This is a genomic window from Alistipes sp. 56_sp_Nov_56_25, from assembly GCF_001915285.1.
GTDB classification, from domain to species: domain Bacteria; phylum Bacteroidota; class Bacteroidia; order Bacteroidales; family Rikenellaceae; genus Alistipes; species Alistipes shahii.
Genome location: NZ_MNQF01000010.1, coordinates 30,080 through 46,945 on the forward strand (window position 1 = coordinate 30,080; position 16,866 = coordinate 46,945).

The 16,866-nt window shown below is 60.6% G+C and carries 11 protein-coding genes; 6 read left to right on the top strand and 5 right to left on the bottom strand.

Annotated features, from left to right (window positions below):
- The first annotated feature begins 101 nt into the window (after window positions 1-101).
- From BHV64_RS04735 to BHV64_RS04755, 5 genes are all read left to right on the top strand, one after another.
- Complete coding sequence (locus tag BHV64_RS04735) at window positions 102-3,521, top strand: SusC/RagA family TonB-linked outer membrane protein (RefSeq protein WP_253092236.1); 3,420 nt, start codon at window positions 102-104, stop codon at window positions 3,519-3,521.
- A gap of 17 nt (window positions 3,522-3,538) precedes the next feature.
- Complete coding sequence (locus BHV64_RS04740; RefSeq protein ID WP_217727298.1) at window positions 3,539-4,909, top strand: RagB/SusD family nutrient uptake outer membrane protein; 1,371 nt, start codon at window positions 3,539-3,541, stop codon at window positions 4,907-4,909.
- Between the two features lie 28 nt (window positions 4,910-4,937).
- Window positions 4,938-6,965 (top strand): fibronectin type III domain-containing protein, encoded by a 2,028-nt coding sequence (locus BHV64_RS04745; protein WP_217727297.1) that lies wholly within the window; start codon window positions 4,938-4,940, stop codon window positions 6,963-6,965.
- A 62-nt stretch (window positions 6,966-7,027) separates the two neighbouring features.
- Complete coding sequence (locus BHV64_RS04750) at window positions 7,028-7,894, top strand: sugar phosphate isomerase/epimerase family protein (protein WP_288115603.1); 867 nt, start codon at window positions 7,028-7,030, stop codon at window positions 7,892-7,894.
- 18 nt (window positions 7,895-7,912) lie between these two features.
- A complete protein-coding gene (locus tag BHV64_RS04755) occupies window positions 7,913-9,607 on the top strand; it encodes a DUF6528 family protein (RefSeq protein WP_288115604.1) in 1,695 nt (564 codons plus the stop codon).
- Between the two features lie 88 nt (window positions 9,608-9,695).
- On the opposite strand, the gene BHV64_RS04760 is transcribed toward BHV64_RS04755, so the two are convergent.
- The 5 genes from BHV64_RS04760 to dnaG all read right to left on the bottom strand — a co-directional run bounded on the left by BHV64_RS04760 (window position 9,696) and on the right by dnaG (window position 14,535).
- Window positions 9,696-10,250, bottom strand: a complete 555-nt coding sequence (locus BHV64_RS04760) for a hypothetical protein (protein ID WP_288115605.1) — start codon at window positions 10,248-10,250, stop codon at window positions 9,696-9,698.
- Window positions 10,251-10,265: 15 nt separating this feature from the next.
- The gene (tsaB, locus tag BHV64_RS04765) at window positions 10,266-10,973 is read right to left on the bottom strand and encodes a tRNA (adenosine(37)-N6)-threonylcarbamoyltransferase complex dimerization subunit type 1 TsaB (protein ID WP_015547198.1); all 708 of its coding nucleotides are present in this window, start codon (window positions 10,971-10,973) and stop codon (window positions 10,266-10,268) included.
- Window positions 10,974-11,100: 127 nt separating this feature from the next.
- Entirely contained in the window at window positions 11,101-11,877 is a 777-nt protein-coding gene (locus BHV64_RS04770) for a Cof-type HAD-IIB family hydrolase (protein ID WP_168949605.1), read from the bottom strand.
- Entirely contained in the window at window positions 11,877-12,338 is a 462-nt protein-coding gene (gene smpB / locus BHV64_RS04775; protein WP_015547199.1) for an SsrA-binding protein SmpB, read from the bottom strand. Before smpB ends, BHV64_RS04770 begins: the two co-directional genes overlap by 1 nt.
- Before the next feature lie 223 nt (window positions 12,339-12,561).
- Entirely contained in the window at window positions 12,562-14,535 is a 1,974-nt protein-coding gene (gene dnaG / locus BHV64_RS04780; protein ID WP_288115606.1) for a DNA primase, read from the bottom strand.
- A gap of 177 nt (window positions 14,536-14,712) precedes the next feature.
- Between dnaG and uvrB the strand changes: the two genes are divergently transcribed.
- Entirely contained in the window at window positions 14,713-16,785 is a 2,073-nt protein-coding gene (uvrB, locus tag BHV64_RS04785; RefSeq protein WP_147620620.1) for an excinuclease ABC subunit UvrB, read from the top strand.
- Window positions 16,786-16,866 lie beyond the last annotated feature (81 nt).

The window sequence follows — 16,866 nt, forward strand, 5'->3', positions numbered from 1 at the left end:
ATTCCGGAAATAACGAGCATCCATTCCAGCCGGCGCCTCCTCCGAAGAGGTTCCGGAATGCCTTCCATTTGAACTGAAAAACCGAAAAACACCCAATTAACATGAATGAACCCAACGTTTTAAAACGGATTTGCCGATGCCTCTGCACCGTCATCATCCTGTGTGCGGTGTCGGTCGTCCCGGCTTCGGCCCAGGCGCCGAACGTCACCCTCGAGGCGAAAAACGTCACCGTCAAAGAGCTTCTGCGGCTCATCGAAGCCAACAGTCCCTACACGTTCGCCTATGCCGACGCCGACATCACCCCCGGAAAACGGGTCTCGGTAAAGGCCGATAACCGGAGCATCGAATCAATTATCGCCGAGGTCCTGCCCGAGGTGAATGTCGAGATCAAGGGACTGAAGATACTGCTTACGACCCGTTCGGGGGGGGGTAAACCCGCCGCCCGCAATGCCGGCGCCAGCCGGACAATCACGGGCCGCATAACCGACGACGAGGGCGCCCCGGTGGTCGGTGCGACCGTCATCCTCAAGGGCACGACGACCGGCACGGCGTCGGGTCTCGACGGCAACTATTCACTCAACATCCGGCAGAGCAACGCCGTACTCGAAATTTCGCTCATCGGCTACAACAAAGTCGAACTGGCCCTCGCCGACAACCAGACGCAGGCCGATGTCCGGCTGACCGCCGATGCCATCGCCATGGACAACGTCGTGGTCGTAGGCTACGGCGTGCAGAACAAGCGCGACGTGACGACCGCCATCTCGTCGATCAAAGCCGAGGATTTCGCCGACATGCCGACGGCCGACTTCCGCGACGCCATGGCCGCCAAAATGCCGGGCGTGCAGGTGCTCCAGTTGGGCGGCCAGCCCGAAGGCAACGTTTCGGTCCGCATCCGCGGCATCCAGTCCGCCACGTCGGGTAACGACCCGTTGTATGTCATCGACGGCATCCCGTGCGATGCCCGGGCCTTCGCCAACCTCGACGGCAGCGACATCGAGAGCCTCGAAGTGCTCAAAGACGCCTCGGCAGCAGCCATCTACGGTTCGCGCGGTTCATGCGGCGTGATCCTCATCACCACCAAACGCGGGCAGAGCGAACACCCCGTCGTCAGCTACGACGGACAGTTCAGCGTTTCGAACGTCACCAAAACGATGGACATGCTCGACGCCTACGAATTCGCCCAAATCTTCAAGGAGGCCCGCGACGGCGCCTATCTGTTCAATGTCCCGACGGGTTCGATCGACGATCCCTACGAGAGCCGTCCGCAAACCTACCACCGCGTCGACCCGCTCATCACGGCCTACCTGCAGGACAAGACCGGCACGATGGTCAACACCGACTGGCAGGACGCCATCTTCCGCACGGCCTACTCGACCAAACATTCGCTCTCTATATCGGGCCGCACCAAGAGCATCAACTATTTCGTCGGCGCCAACTACCTCTACCGCGAAGGCACGATCATCGGTTCGGACTTCGAACGCTACGGGCTGCGCGTCAACCTCGACGGCAAGCGCAACCGCCTGAAATACGGAGTCAGCTTCTCGCCCTCCTATTCGAAGTCGAATTACGTGGACGCCGACGCCCAGTACGGCGGCGACGGCGTAATCGCCTCGGCGCTGATGGCTCCCCCGGTTTTCCCGGTCTACAACTCCGACGGCTCCTACAACTGGGACATGAACGGCTTCCTGCGCATCAATACGTGGGACACCCAGACCAACGAGGTGCTCAACCCCGTGGCGCTGGCGCTCGAAATCGACGACATCCGCGAGAAACTCAACATCCTGGGCAACGTCTTCGCCTCCTACGAGTTCATCAAGGGCCTCGAATACAAAATCACGGCCGGCGGCGACTACTACTCCTACATCCGCAACTACTACCGCCCCTCGTCGCTCCCCCTGCGCGGTTACAAATACCTCGACGCACAGTCGACCCCGCAGGCTAACTATTACAACAACAACTATTTCCACTGGACCCTCTCGAACCAGCTCTCCTTCAACCGCTCGTTCGGCGACCATACGATCAATGCCGTAGCCGTCTACGAAGCCGAGAAATACACCACCCAGACGGCGCAGATCGTCTCCACGGGCACGATCGGCGACGACAAGATCCGGTCCACCAAGGGCAAAACCATCGACCAGGACAACACCTACAACAACAAATACGCCTATACGTTCGCCTCCTGGCTTCTGCGTGCGCAGTACTCCTACAAGGGACGTTACATGGCCTCGGTCTCGATCCGCGGCGACGGTTCGTCACGCTTCGCTCCCAACACCCGCTGGGGTTATTTCCCGGCGGTAAGCATCGGCTGGCGCATCAGCGACGAAAACTTCATGCGCGGCATCAAGTGGATCGACGACATGAAGTTCCGCGCCAGCGTCGGCCAGACGGGCAATGCCCAGATCGGCAATTCGGAATACCTGGCGCTCTACGGCACGACGAACATCGACTTGGGCAACGGGCTCACCTCGCAGGTCTACCCCAAACAGATCGCCAACAACGACCTGGGCTGGGAGAAGAACACCCAGTACAACGTCGGCGTAGACATCAGCCTCTGGCGCGGACTGCTCGGACTGAACGCCGACTTCTACTATTCGAAGACCACCGACATGCTTTTCGACGTTCCCGTCTCGTCGGTATCGGGCCTCACGACCTCGAACATGAACATCGGTTCGATGCAAAACAAAGGCGTCGAGTTGTCGCTCTCCTCGCGCCGCTCGTTCGGCGACTTCTCCTACGCCGTTTCGGCCAACTGGTCGCTCAACCGCAACAAGGTGTTGAGCCTCGGCGATGAAAACGCCGACATCATCAAGGAGTCCTCCTACGCCGGCGGCTACTACATCACCCGCGTCGGACAGCCCGTCGGCTGCTACTACCTGATGGTTCAGGACGGCATCTTCCACAACCAGGAGGAGCTGAACTCCTACCCGCATTTCGACACGACGCAGGTGGGCGACTTCCGTTTCGTCGACGCCAACGGCAACGGCATCCTCGAAAAAGACGCCGACCGGGTGATCGTAGGCAACTACATGCCCGATTTCTACTACGGATTCTCGGTGAACCTCTCCTGGAAAGGCTTCGACCTCGCCGCAGCGTTCCAGGGGGTCTACGGCAACGAAATCCTCAATCTCGAACGACGCTACCTGCTTAACATGGAGGCTTCGTCGAACATGATGCGCGAATCGCTCCAGCGCTACCCCTACGGCGAGCTGAACCGCGCGACCCGCAAATCGAGCGGCAACAACGGCGCCTGCACGTCGACCTTCCACCTGGAGGACGGCTCCTACCTGCGCCTGCAAAACCTCTCGCTGGGCTATACCTTCCCCGACAAATGGACCCGCCGGGCCGGAATTTCGAAACTGCGCATCTATGTGCAGGGCAGCAACCTCTTCACCTGGACCGACTATTCGGGCTACAACCCCGAGGTCAACAAGCGCGCGGCAGACGCCCTGCGCCCCGGCGAGGACTACTGCTCCTACCCGCTTTCGCGCACGTTCAGCGTCGGCATCAACTTTAACCTGTAATTTCAAAGACGAAGATTATGAAACTGAAATACTACCTCGTTTTCACCGCTTTCGCGTTGAGTTCGTGCGGCGAAGGCTTCTTCGAACAGTACCCGAGCAACGACATCACCGAAGGCAACTTCTACAAAACCGACGATGATTTCAACCAGGGCGTCGTCTCCTGCTACGCCAAGCTCAAGACAATGATGAGTTTCCACCTCACGGAGATCGGCTACCGCAGCGACGAGAATATTCTCGAATCAATGGCCGTCTCGACGCAGGACCGCTACGACATAGACAATTTCATCGAGACGGCGAGCAACGGCATTTTGAGCGACATCTGGGATGCCTGGTACAACGGCATCTACCGCTGCAACGACGTACTCGATCACATGAACGGCGTGCAGATTCCCAACTACAACAAATACCGCGGCGAATGCCTCTTCATGCGCTCCTGGTGGTATTTCAACCTCTACCGCACATTCGGCGTGGTTCCGATCGCCCGCACGGTCGTCCCCCCGGCTGCGGCCAAACTCATCCCGCGCTGCACCGAGGAGGAGATGTACAGCCTGCTGACCGAAGACCTTGCCGAGGCCGCACGCCTGCTGCCCGACACCCGTAACGCCGAAAAGGCCCGTGTGACCGGTATCGCGGCCTATACGCTGCTGGCGAAGGTATACCTTACGTTCGGCAAGCATGCCGAAGCCAGGACCGCGCTCGACGAGGCGATGAAGGCCACGGGCTACGGACTGGAATCCACGACGAAACGGGTCTTCGACATCAACAACAAGATGAACAAGGAAGTCATCTTCGCGCTCTACTACAACAAAACCAACGACAACGGACACGGTTACTGGTACAGCGCCAATACCGATGTAATGGCCGACATCCGCAACCCGACCCCCGAATTCAAGGCGATTTACGACGAGTCCGACAACCGGCTGGCGCTGATCGACACCTACACGAAGATACAGAGCAATCTCTTCGCCATGACCAAGTGGTACGACACCTACGACGCCACCTACACGACGCAGGTCGGCAACGACTTCCCACACCTGCGCTATGCCGACATCACGCTGATGTACGCCGAGGCGCTCGCCGAAACGGACCTGCCGACGGCGCTGACATGGCTCAACAAAACCCGCATCCGTGCCGGACTCGACGAACTGACCTCGGACGACGTGAAGACCAAAGCCGAGTTTATACGCGAACTGGCCGCCGAGCGCGGACGCGAATTCGCCCTGGAAGGCCACCGCTGGTTCGACCTGGTGCGGCTGGGGCTGGCCGTGGAGCATTTCCGCAACCTGGGTTACACGCTCGACGCCCACAACCTGATCTTCCCCATCCCGCAGAACCAGATCGAGATCGTGAACAACCCCTCGATCCTGTGGCAAAACCCCGGTTTCTAATCCATCAACCCTTAAAGTCAAAACAAGCATGAAAAAGATAATCAACCTGTTGCTGGCCCTCGTCCTCACGGCGAACCTCGCAGCGTGCTGGACCGAGGACATTCCCGAGGCGGGTGCGGCGCGCCACCAGGTCACCGGCCTAACGGCCACGCCGGGCGATGAAGAGGTGCTGCTCTCGTGGAGCATGCCCGAAGGCTGGAACCCGACGGACTTTATCGTCTACTACACCAACACCGATTCGAAAACCGTGACCCGGCGTACGGGCGGCCTGATGAACTGCACGGTAACCGGGCTTGCCAACGGCACGCAATACACATTCTACGTGCAGGCCGTCTACGGCGAAAACATCTCGAACTACGTGGGCATTACGGGCAAACCGTCGACCTCGCGGTTCCCCGTCACCGACCTGGCGATCGAAGCCGGCGATGCCTACGTCACGCTCACGTGGTCGAAGCCTTCAACGACGGTGCTCTCCTATACGCTCTCCTACTACAACGAGGACGCCACCGGCGACGTGACGGAACTGCCCCTCGACAAGGATGCGACCGCCATCACGCTGGACAACCTGGTCAACGACAAGAACTACTACTTCTCGTTAGTGGCCAACTATGCCAAGGGAACCTCCGAAGCGGCCACCGTCAAGGCCATGCCGACCCAGGCCATCCCTTACAGCCTCGACCGCGACAAGGCAGCCAAGAATCAGCCCATCACCTTCACGTTCAACACCGCGGATTACCCGACGGCCACCGATGTCAAATGGACTTTCCCGGGCGATGTCGTCAAGCAGGGCACGGTCGTCAAATACGGCCTCGGATCGGTCGGCACGCAGACCGTGAAACTGAGCGCGACCATCAACGGCAACGTACGGACCTGGAACCTCGAGGTCGAGATCCGCGAATACGTCGTTTACAGCACCGACTGGGCGCAGGACGGCTCGAACTACAACGGCTTCAAAGGCTCCTGTCCGGTATTCTCGCCCGACGGGAAAACCGTCTACATCATCACGTTCAACAAGGTGGCGGGCCTGTACGCCTTCGACCTGGCCACAGGCAGCGAGAAGTGGCGTTACATCCCGGCGGCCAAGTCGAACAGCTACAACATGCTCACGGTGAACCCCGTCACCGGCGACATCTATTACGGAACGACCGGCGCCGGACAATTCTATGCCGTGACCGCCGAAGGCCAATTGAAGTGGACCTTCACCGAGGCCGGCTCCATGCAAAGCTGCTCGCCGGCCGTCAACGCCTCCGGCACCGTCGTTTACATCAGCGACGCCACGGGCAACACGTTCGGCATCGACGCTTCGTCGGGATCGAAAATCTGGTCCTATGCCGCCGGCGCCAAGGGCTGCGGCCTGCTGGTCCTCGCGAACGAACTGCTCGTCGGCACGACCTCCAACGCCATCTTCCTCAACGCCGAAACCGGCGCGGAGATCGCCAAAGTCGCACTGGGCTGCACGATGGTCAACAATACGGGTTTTGCCGTCAGCAACGACAAGACGCTGGCCTACTTCGGCGCTAAATCCGGCTACATCGGAGCCGTCAACCTGACTTCGCGCACCATCCACGGCAAACTTCTGGCCGGAGGCGGCAATGCCGCGGCCAACGACATCTACGAACCCGTCGTGGCCCCCAACGGCTCGGTCTTCGCCGGATCGAAGAGCGGCGAGGTGTTCAACGTGAAGGGCGACCTTTCGGCCAAGAACTGGGAATATGCGCATACCCCCAGCGGAGCGCCGCTCACCAACGCATTCAACTTCGCGCACCCCTGCGTCGACTCCGAAAACCGGTTCTACATCACAGCGGGACAGGCTTCCAACGTCTCCTACATCTTCGATGCGAACGGCAGCATCCTCGACTCGTGGAGCTACGAGGGCAGCGACGCCAACCAGAAACAGATGGGCGGCAACAACTACCTCGACGGCGTTCTCTATTCGGCGTTCATCGGCAGTTCCTCGAAAAACGGAATCTTCGTCGGCAAATACGTCGGAGGCGAACGGGCTTCGAGCTGGAGCACCCACGGCGGAGACATCTGCGGCTCGTGCTGCGTAAAATAACCGATTCGGGAGGCGCCGGCCGCACCGGGGCCTCCCTTTACACCCCTAATTCGTAACCCGCAATGAAAAAACTTATAATCCTCACCATGGCCTTTCTGCTGATAGACTCCGTTTCACAAGCCAAATATCCGGTCGGCATCTCCCTCAGCATACTAAAAACACCCTCTGCCGAAGGACTTGCGCAAATCAAGGCCTCCGGGGTCGATCACGTCGAGGTCGTCTTCAACTACTTCTGGCGCAACGTCCCCGAGAACGAATGTTACACCCGGGCCTACCGGGTCAAGGCACTGCTCGAAGAAGCCGGGCTGAAAGTCTGGTCCTGCCACCTGCCGTTCAGCCGCCAGCTCGACATCTCGGTACCCGATCCGGCGCTGCGCGAACAGAACGTCGCGCTCATGGAGCGGATGATCCGCCTCGCGTCGATCTTCGGCCCGCAGCGGCTCGTGCTCCATCCCAGTTCGGAGCCGATTGCCGACGAAGAACGGGAGATCCGCCTGCAAAACTCGGCCAACTCCATCGGCCGCCTCGCGCTGTCCGCCAAAGAGATCGGCGCGGTGCTCTGCATCGAGAACCTGCCCCGCACGTGCCTGGGCCGCGACTCGGGCGAGCTTATGCGGCTCATCGCCGACTACCCCGAAGTCATGGTCTGCTTCGATTCGAACCACCTGCTCAAAGAGGAGCATGCGCACTTTTTCGAGGCCGTCGGCAACCGCATCGGCACGATCCACGCTTCGGACTACGACCGCAAGGACGAACGTCACTGGCTGCCGGGCGAAGGCGTCATCGACTGGCCCGACTTCCTCCGCCGCCTGCAGGCTTCCGGCTACAAGGGAGTCTTCATGCACGAAGTCCGCGCCGGGGAGACCGCCACGCCCGATAACATCGTCAAAACCTATAACGAGGTAATACTCGGCAACAAGAAAAAATAACCGACAAAATACACTGCCATGAAACACGGACTGCTGAACAAAATCCGGCCGATGCTGTGGCTCGGCCTCTGCGCCGCCAGCCTCGGTGCAGGGTGCTCGAACGACGACTCGGGCGAAACCTCGGAACTGGCCGCCAAAGTCACCCTGACACTTTCGAAATACTACAACGACCAGGGCGCGACATCGCTCGTCACGTGGAAAAGCTCCGACCGGGGAGCCGTCTTCGCCGTCAGACACGGCGCGGCGGAGCCTGCCTACGCGGCGCCGATCCTCCCCGGGTCGCAGAAGTCGCTCTTCCTCTTCACGGTCGACGCGCCGGCGCACGCCGATGCGACGCTCGTGGGCTTCTACCCTTCCGACGCGGCCCTCGCGTGCGAAGACAACACCCTGAAGGCGACCATCCCCGCCACCCAGAGCGGCAGCATCACGCCCTGCCTCGTGGGCAAGGCCACGGCCCGCGCCAACAGTTACGAAGGCTACGACATCGAACTCAAACAGCTTTTCTGCACGATGTACGTCAGCGTCAAAAAAGGAAATTACTCGATCAGCAAGGCCGTCGTCAAAGCCAACGGCGGCGAAACGATTGCCGGGGACATTTCGATCGGCATCGACGACGGATCGGTCAACGCATCGGCGCAGACGATCACCGTGACGCCGCCTTCGCCCATAGACTGCACCGGCGAGGCCCGGCTGATTCCGGTTATGATCGCCCCCGTGACACTTTCGCAGGGGTATACCGTGACCCTCACCGACACCGACGGCCATTCGTTCTCGGTCGGTTCGACCGATGCCGTGACGCTCACGGCCGGTGACAAAATCGAGACCGACGACGCCCGTTCGACGGAGGTAACCGAACTGATCTTCTGCGGCGACAACATGGTCTACATGATCGACGCGGGATTGGCCGACGAGACAGGCTACAAAAATGCCGTCACGTGGAGTTGGGACGCCACCACCGCCGCAGCGACGCTCGGGCTGGCCGCATCGCGCTGCAACCATCTCGACGACTGCAAACCCGTCGACAACGGCAAGAAGCTCCTGGTCACGAGTTCCTACAACTGGTGCGCGCTGCTCGACATCGCAACCGGGGAGGTGCTTTTCCACACCACGGCGGCCCCCAACGCCCATTCGGCGGAGATGCTCCCGGACAACCGCATCGCCGTAGCCTGCTCCGAAGGCAGCAACTCCGACAACAACAAGGTCCAGGTCTACGACATCGCACGTCCGAACCTCGTCTTGTTCCAGTCGGAACTCGGCTCGGCACATGGCGTGGTCTGGAACGAAACGACCCAACGGCTTTACGCCATCGGCGGCCAGAGCCTCCAGATCTACAAACTGAAAGACTGGACGAGCGCGACGCCTTCGCTCGAACTGGAGAAAACCGTGCAAACGCCCTACGGCGGCCTGCACGACATGTCGCTGGTCAACTCCAATACGCTTTGCATCGGCGGACGCCGGGCATACCTCTACGACATCGGCGCCAACCAGTTTACCGAAATGACGCTCTTCGCCAGTTCCACCGCCATCAAGTCGATCAACTACAACGACGACACGGGCGAATTGTGGTACACCGATTCGACGATTCCGGAGGGTTCGCAAGCCTGGTCGACACAGACCATCCGCTATGCCTCCGACCGAAACGGCTCCGCCGCGACGCGCACGATCAAAGTCCCCGACCTGGACATGTACAAGGTCCGCGTCATGAGCTGGTAAGCCCCACCCAAAGCCCCCACCCGGCTAACGGAAACGCCGCCCGAACGTTACAACGTTCCGGACGGCGTTTCTAAATTCAGGCGCTCTGTCACCGCTTCGCTTTCCAGCTTTTGCGCATCCGGCTTTCGATGCCCGGCGTAGCGTCGAGGGCCACCGCCTCCACGATGTCGTCCCACGATTCGGCGACCCAGCCGACACGCTCCCGACAGCGTTTCAGGACCTCCACGGCCCAGACCTTCACGGCAACTTTCGCCTCCGGCGACACGGCCCATCCGGCGGCCGTTTCGGCGATCCGCTCCAGATCGCCGGGTTCGGGCGCATAACGTCCCAGCAGGTCGGCCATGATCTTCCCGAAATGACGCTGCGCGCTGGCGTTGGCGCACGCCGCGAAATCGACCCGGCAAAAGGATTCGGCACGGGGCATGAACGCCTCGGGGGCGTCGAAATAGATCCGTTCGAGCACATAGGCGCCGCGGAACAGCACCTTCTGCCGGACAGGTCCCGGCAGCTCCGGATGCGGCGCGGTCGCCACCTCGTACAACAGGTCCACAGCCCCGGCATCGCGCACCCTCCGGGCCGTCTCGTCGGCGAAATTGCCGTGGAACCGCTCCGACAGGAGCCGTATCAGGTCAGCCTCGGTCATACTGCCGGAAACCGCTCAAAACAACTTCTTGCGGGATGTCGTAACGACGAAATCCTTCAGATAGAACGGCTCGAAATAGGCGATGTCCTCCGTGCGGCCTTCGTCGAGGGCCTGCTGGGCGAGCCGGGCAAGCCCGCGGGCCGACGGGGTCACCTCCACGCACACCGCGTCGGAAAGGATGCCGGCGCATTTGCGCGCCCCGCTGCCGAAGATCACGAACGGACGCCCCTGACCGCGGAAGGCGGCGAAACTCCCGGCGTCGACCACCTCGGCCGAAACTTCGCTCTGCGGACGCCCTTCGGCGTCGAAAACCTGCGCATAGACCTCCATGCGCCGGGCGTCGACCATCGGACACAGCAAGGCGTTCGACCAGTCATCTACGGCGAGAATCCCCGCCTCGTAGTCCTCGCGGGCCACCTCGGCCAGCGCATCCAGCGACCCGACGGCCACCAGCGGCTTCTGCAACCCGTAACACAATCCCTTGGCGAACGACACGCCGATGCGCAGTCCCGTATACGATCCGGGTCCCTTACCCACAGCCACGGCGTCGAGTTCGTCGGGCGCAATGTCCGTCTCGCGCAGCAGTTCGTCGACGAACACGCCGACCTTGCGGGCGTGGTCGCGCCCCTCGTCGCTCTCGCGCAGCGACAGCAGTTCGCCGTCCTTGGCGATGCCCACGGAACAGATGTCCGTTCCGGTCTCAATAGCAAGTATTAAACTCATAAGTTATCCTATCGTTTTCTCGCCACCATCGGCGGTTGTCGCCGCCTCCGGCGTCGTTTGCAAATCTGCCCTCCCTCGGAAGGGACTCGTCGCGACGCAACCCGGATTATCCGCCGGAACGCAGACGCTATATCACCCCGAAATGCTCCAATGCGCGCCGGATTCCGTCGTCATCGACCGAAGCCGTCACATAGTCCGCGGCGGCGAGCGCCTCGTCGCATGCGTTGCCCATCGCCACGCCCGCGCCTGCGGCCCGCAGCATCGCCACGTCGTTGCCGCCGTCGCCGAAAGCCATCGTCTCGCCGTTCGCAAAGCCGAAATGCGCGGCGAACTCGGCCATGCCCGTCGCCTTGTCGACACCCCGGACATTGACGTCCGCGAAAATCGGGCACCAGCGCGACGCCACGAGCGACGGCAGTTCGGCCATCACCCTCGTTTCGAGTTCGGGATCGAAATAAAAGCACATCTGGCAGCAGTCGCCCCGGTCGAAAAGCGCCCGCAGATCGACCTGTTCGGGGACCGGATGCGCCACCATCTCCGCCAGCCGCACCACTTCGGGCGTCACGCGGTTGACGAAAACCCCGTCGTTCAACTCCAACCCGACCGGAAAATCCAGCTCCGCCGACAAGGCGAGCGACTTCTCGAAGTCGGCGCGCGGAATCGGATGCCGGGCCACGACGCGGCCGTCACGCATCAGGCAGTCGGCGCCGTTGAGCGCCGCCACGCCGTCGTAGGGAATCGCCTCCAGATCGGCCAGATCGGCCGCCGCGCGCCCCGTGGCGATGAACAGCTGCACGCCGCGCGCATGGGCCTCACGCAACGCATCGAGCGCCGAAGCGGGCACCCGGTGGGTCTTGAAGCTGATCAGCGTTCCGTCGACGTCCAAAAATATAGCCTTTATCATTACCGGTAGTTTTTCATCGCCTTGTCCATCTCGCGCCGGGCGTCGTTCTCCTTGAGGTATTCGCGCTTGTCGTACGACTTGCGGCCGCGGGCCAGCCCCACGACGACCTTCGCCAGGCCGCGCTCGTTCAGGAACAGCCGCAGGCCCACGATCGTCAGGCCCTTGTCCTGCGAAGCGCGCTGCAACTTGTCCAGTTCGCGGGCCGTGAGCAGCAGCTTGCGGTCGCGGCGCGGCACGTGGTTGTTGCACGTTCCCCAGGCGTATTCGGCGATGTTGACGCCGCGCACCCACAGTTCGCCCTTGTCGAAATAACAGAACGTATCGACCATCGAGGCCTTGCCGGCGCGGATGGACTTGATCTCCGTTCCGACGAGCACGATGCCCGCAACGTATTCTTCCAGAATCTCATAGTCGAACGTCGCGCGCTTGTTCCGGATATTTATCTTTTTCTGTTCACTCATAATACTCAAAAACGGCACACAAATTGCGATTTTAATTGCGGGGGTGGGAATCGGTCAAGGTAACTAATTCTTTTATCTTTGATATGTTTTACACATCTTTCTGTTTATTTTCTGTTTGCACACGGTATGCGCAGTGATGCGTGTACGACCCGAGACCCGCCCCCTTTTTCTTAAAAAATCCTTATCCCGAAGTCTCCCTTCAATGCGGCCCGTCAAATACGGGTTATAAAATCAATCGTTGTATCTTATTTGCAATCGTCACTTTGACCTGATTGTAGGCCGTAAGCCGCTGCACCACGTCGCGCATCTCCTCGTCGGAAATGTTCTCGTCGCCCAGCCGGCCCTGCAACTCCTTGATCAGCGCCTCGATCACCTTCAACTTGTAGAGCGTCACGGCCTTCGGAACCCCCACGGCCAGCATCTCGGCGTCGGTGTCGATGTGGATCTCCTTACGCCGCCACAGCTCGCTGGCCACATAGTTGTCGTCCGAGGTGAGGATGTCCACCGACATGTTGCACACCTCGGGGTCGATATGGTTCAGGAAGACGTGCGCCGGAACCTCCACCCCCGTCCCCAGCTGCGCCCACTGCTCGCGGTAGGCCGCCATGATCTTGTTGTAGACCGGATTGCGGAAGGCGATGTTGTCGTCGCTGAGCTCCGAGAAAATCACCTCCGCGACGTTGCACGCCACCATCGTCCGGCCCTCCTTGAAATCGAACGAGCAGTGCCCGTACTTGAGCAGGTATTTCACGATCTCGCGCTCCAGCGTCTCGAAACTGCTCCCCGCCTCGACCTGTTTGACGAACTCCACCCCGGGCTGCTGCGCCTCCCGCTGCCGGAGGGTCGTCTGACGGCGCAGGAACTCGTCGGTCTCGCGGTCGCCCGACGTGGTCATGCGCTTGCGCGCCACCTCCGAAATGAGTATCTGCTCGTCGATGTCCATGATCCGCGCGCACTCCTTGATGTAGACCGAGCGCTGAATCGGATCGGGAATCACCGACACCGACTGCACCATGTCGGCGATCAGCGCCGCTTTGCGGATCGGGTCGCCCTCGGCGTCCTGCAACAGCAGTTTGGCCTTGAACTCCAGGAAGTCCTGCTCGTTGGCGCGGATATACTCCTGCAACTCGGATGCCGTATGGCTGCGCGCGAACGAATCGGGGTCCTCCGGCTCGGGCAGCAGCACCACGCGCACGTTCATGCCCTCCTTCAAGATCATGTCGATACCGCGCAGCGAGGCGTGAATGCCCGCCGAATCGCCGTCGTAGATCACCGTGATATTCTTCGTAAAGCGGTTCAGCAGGCGTATCTGCTCCGTCGTAAGCGACGTGCCGGACGAAGACACGACGTTCTCGACCCCTGCCTGATGCATCGAAATCACATCGGTGTATCCTTCGACCATGATGGCGAAATCCTGCTGCTGAATGGCCTTCTTGGCGAAATAGAGACCGTAAAGTTCGCGTTTCTTGCTGTATATCTCGCTCTCGGGGGAGTTCTGGTACTTGGCCACCTGCTTGTCGGTGCGCAGCGTGCGGCCTCCGAACGCCACGATGCGCCCCGAAATGTTGTGCACGGGGAAGATCACGCGGTCGCGGAACCGGTCGTACAACGAGCCGTCCCGGTCGCTGACCAGCGAAAGTCCCGTCGAGAGGAGAAACTCCTTCTTGTAACCCGCCGCCAGGGCGTCCTTCGACATCCGGTCGCCCTTCGCGGGGCAGAATCCGAGTCCGAATTTCTTGATCGTGGCGTCGGTCATCCCGCGCTTCTGGCGGAAGTAGGCCAGTCCCACGCTCTGTCCTTCGGTCTCGCGCTGGAGGTAGTTGGCGAAATACTCCGCGGCCCAGCCGTTCAGGGCGAACATCGACTCGCGGTCGTCGTTGCGGCGCACCTCCTCTTCGGTCAACGCTTCCTCCTTAACCTCGATGCCGTAACGCTTGGCCACCATCTTCAGCGCCTCGGCATAGGTTGTGGCTTCCTGATCCATTACGAAAGTCACGGCATTACCGCCCTTCCCACAACCGAAACATTTATAAAGGCCTTTCGAAGGAGAGACTACGAACGACGGGGTCTTCTCGTTGTGGAAAGGACAACACGCGACATAGTTCACGCCCTTTCGTTTGAGCGTGACGTATTCGCCGATAATATCCACGATATTGGCGGCGGCGTAAATGCGGTCTACTGTTTCCCGGTCGATCATAGCCTACAAAGGTACGAATAATCGAATTAAGAATTAAAAATTAAGAATTAAAAATTATTCTCCGCCCGCCGTCTTCCATCCGATGTCCCCGCACTTCTTCGGCATGAGATTCGAACACGAGGAAATAATTCGCGACTTTTAATTCTTAATTTTTAATTCTTCACTACCTTTGCATCTATGGATTTCAAGTTAGTATCGGACTATGCCCCGATGGGCGACCAGCCGGAGGCGATCGGGCAGCTCGTCAGCTCGATCGAACACGGGTCCAAACACAACACGCTGCTGGGCGTGACGGGTTCGGGAAAGACTTTCACGGTGGCCAACGTCATCGCGCGGCTGAACCGTCCGACGCTGGTCCTGAGCCACAACAAGACCCTCGCGGCGCAGTTGTACGGGGAGTTCCGCAACTTCTTCCCGGAGAACGCCGTGGAATATTTCGTGTCGTATTACGACTACTACCAGCCGGAGGCCTACCTGCCTTCGACGGACACCTATATCGAGAAAGACCTCCAGATCAACGCCGAGATCGAGAAGATGCGCCTCGGCACGGTCGCCACGCTGCTGTCGGGCCGCCGCGACGTGATCGTCGTGTCGAGCGTCTCGTGCCTCTACGGCGCGGGCAACCCGGCGGACTTCCACGCCACGGCCATCAACATCAAGGTGGGGCAGGTCGTCAGCTACAAGCATTTCCTCTACAAGCTGGTCGAGGCGCTCTACACCCGCACCGAACGCGAGCTGGAGCCTGCGACGTTCCGCGTCAACGGCGACACGGTGGACATCATGGCGGCCTTCGGCGAGTTCGGCAACCAGTGCTTCCGCGTGATGTTCTTCGACAACGAGGTGGAGGCCATCCAGTCGATCGACCCCGTCACGGGACAGCGCATCGCCTCTCTCGACAGCATCACGCTCTACGCCACGAACCTGTTCGTGACGACCAAAGAGCGCATCAACGCCGCCGTGCAGCAGATCTACCTCGACCTGGGCAAGCAGATCGAGTTCTTCGAACGCGCCGGGCGTCCGATGGAGGCGCAGCGCATCAAGCAGCGCGTGGAGTACGACCTCGAAATGATCAAGGAGCTGGGCTATTGCCCGGGCATCGAGAACTACTCGCGCTACTTCGACGGCCGCGCCGCCGGGACGCGCCCCTTCTGCCTGATCGACTATTTCCCGAAGGACTACCTGATGGTCGTGGACGAGAGCCACGTCACCCTGCCGCAGGTCCACGCCATGTTCGGCGGCGACCGCGCCCGCAAGGAGAACCTCGTGGAGTACGGCTTCCGCCTCCCGGCGGCCAAGGACAACCGCCCGTTGACCTTCTCGGAGTTCGAACAGTTGCAGGGCACGTCGATCTACGTGAGCGCCACGCCCGCGGACTACGAGCTGATGAAGAGCGAGGGCGTGATCGTCGAACAGCTGATCCGCCCCACAGGGCTGGTGGACCCGCCGTTAGAGGTGCGCGTGACGCTGAACCAGATCGACGACCTGATCGGGGAGATCGACAAGCGCGTGAAGAACGACGACAAGGTGCTCGTGACGACCATCACCAAACGCATGGCCGAGGAGCTTTCGAAATACTTCGACCGCGTGGGCGTGCGCAACCGCTACATCCACTCGGACGTCGACACGCTGGAGCGCATCCAGATTCTCGAAGACCTGCGGGCCGGGATGTTCGACGTGCTGGTGGGCGTGAACCTGCTGCGCGAGGGACTCGACCTGCCGGAGGTGGCGCTCGTGGCGATCCTCGACGCCGACAAGGAGGGATTCCTGCGCAACGTCCGGTCGCTCACGCAGATCGCCGGACGCGCCGCGCGCCACTCGCAGGGCAACGTGATCCTCTACGCCGACACCTGCACCGACTCGATGCGCTACGCCATCGAGCAGAGCAACCGCCGCCGCGAGAAGCAGGTGCGCTACAACATGGAGCACGAAATGCTGCCGCGGCAGGCGCAGAAGAGCGGCTCGGGACAGAGCGCGCTGCTGGCGGGCCGCGTCGACACGTCGGAGGTCAACATGACGGCCTACCCCATCGCCGAAGACCACTACGCGGCGGCGGCCGACGTGCAGAAAAGCTACACGGCCAGCGAGAACATCGACGCGCTGATCGACAAGGCCCGCGAGGAGATGGAACGCGCAGCCAAATCGCTGGACTTCCTCGCCGCGGCGAAATTCCGCGACCGGATGTACGAACTCCAGAAACTGCGGGAGGAGAACCGGAATCAGAATTCAAAATTCACAATTCACAATTCATAATCGGGCATTCTGCAAAAATCGGCCTGAAAGTCCGCTCCCGACGACACGAAAAGTCATTCGGCTATGAATGGAATTCAGGTT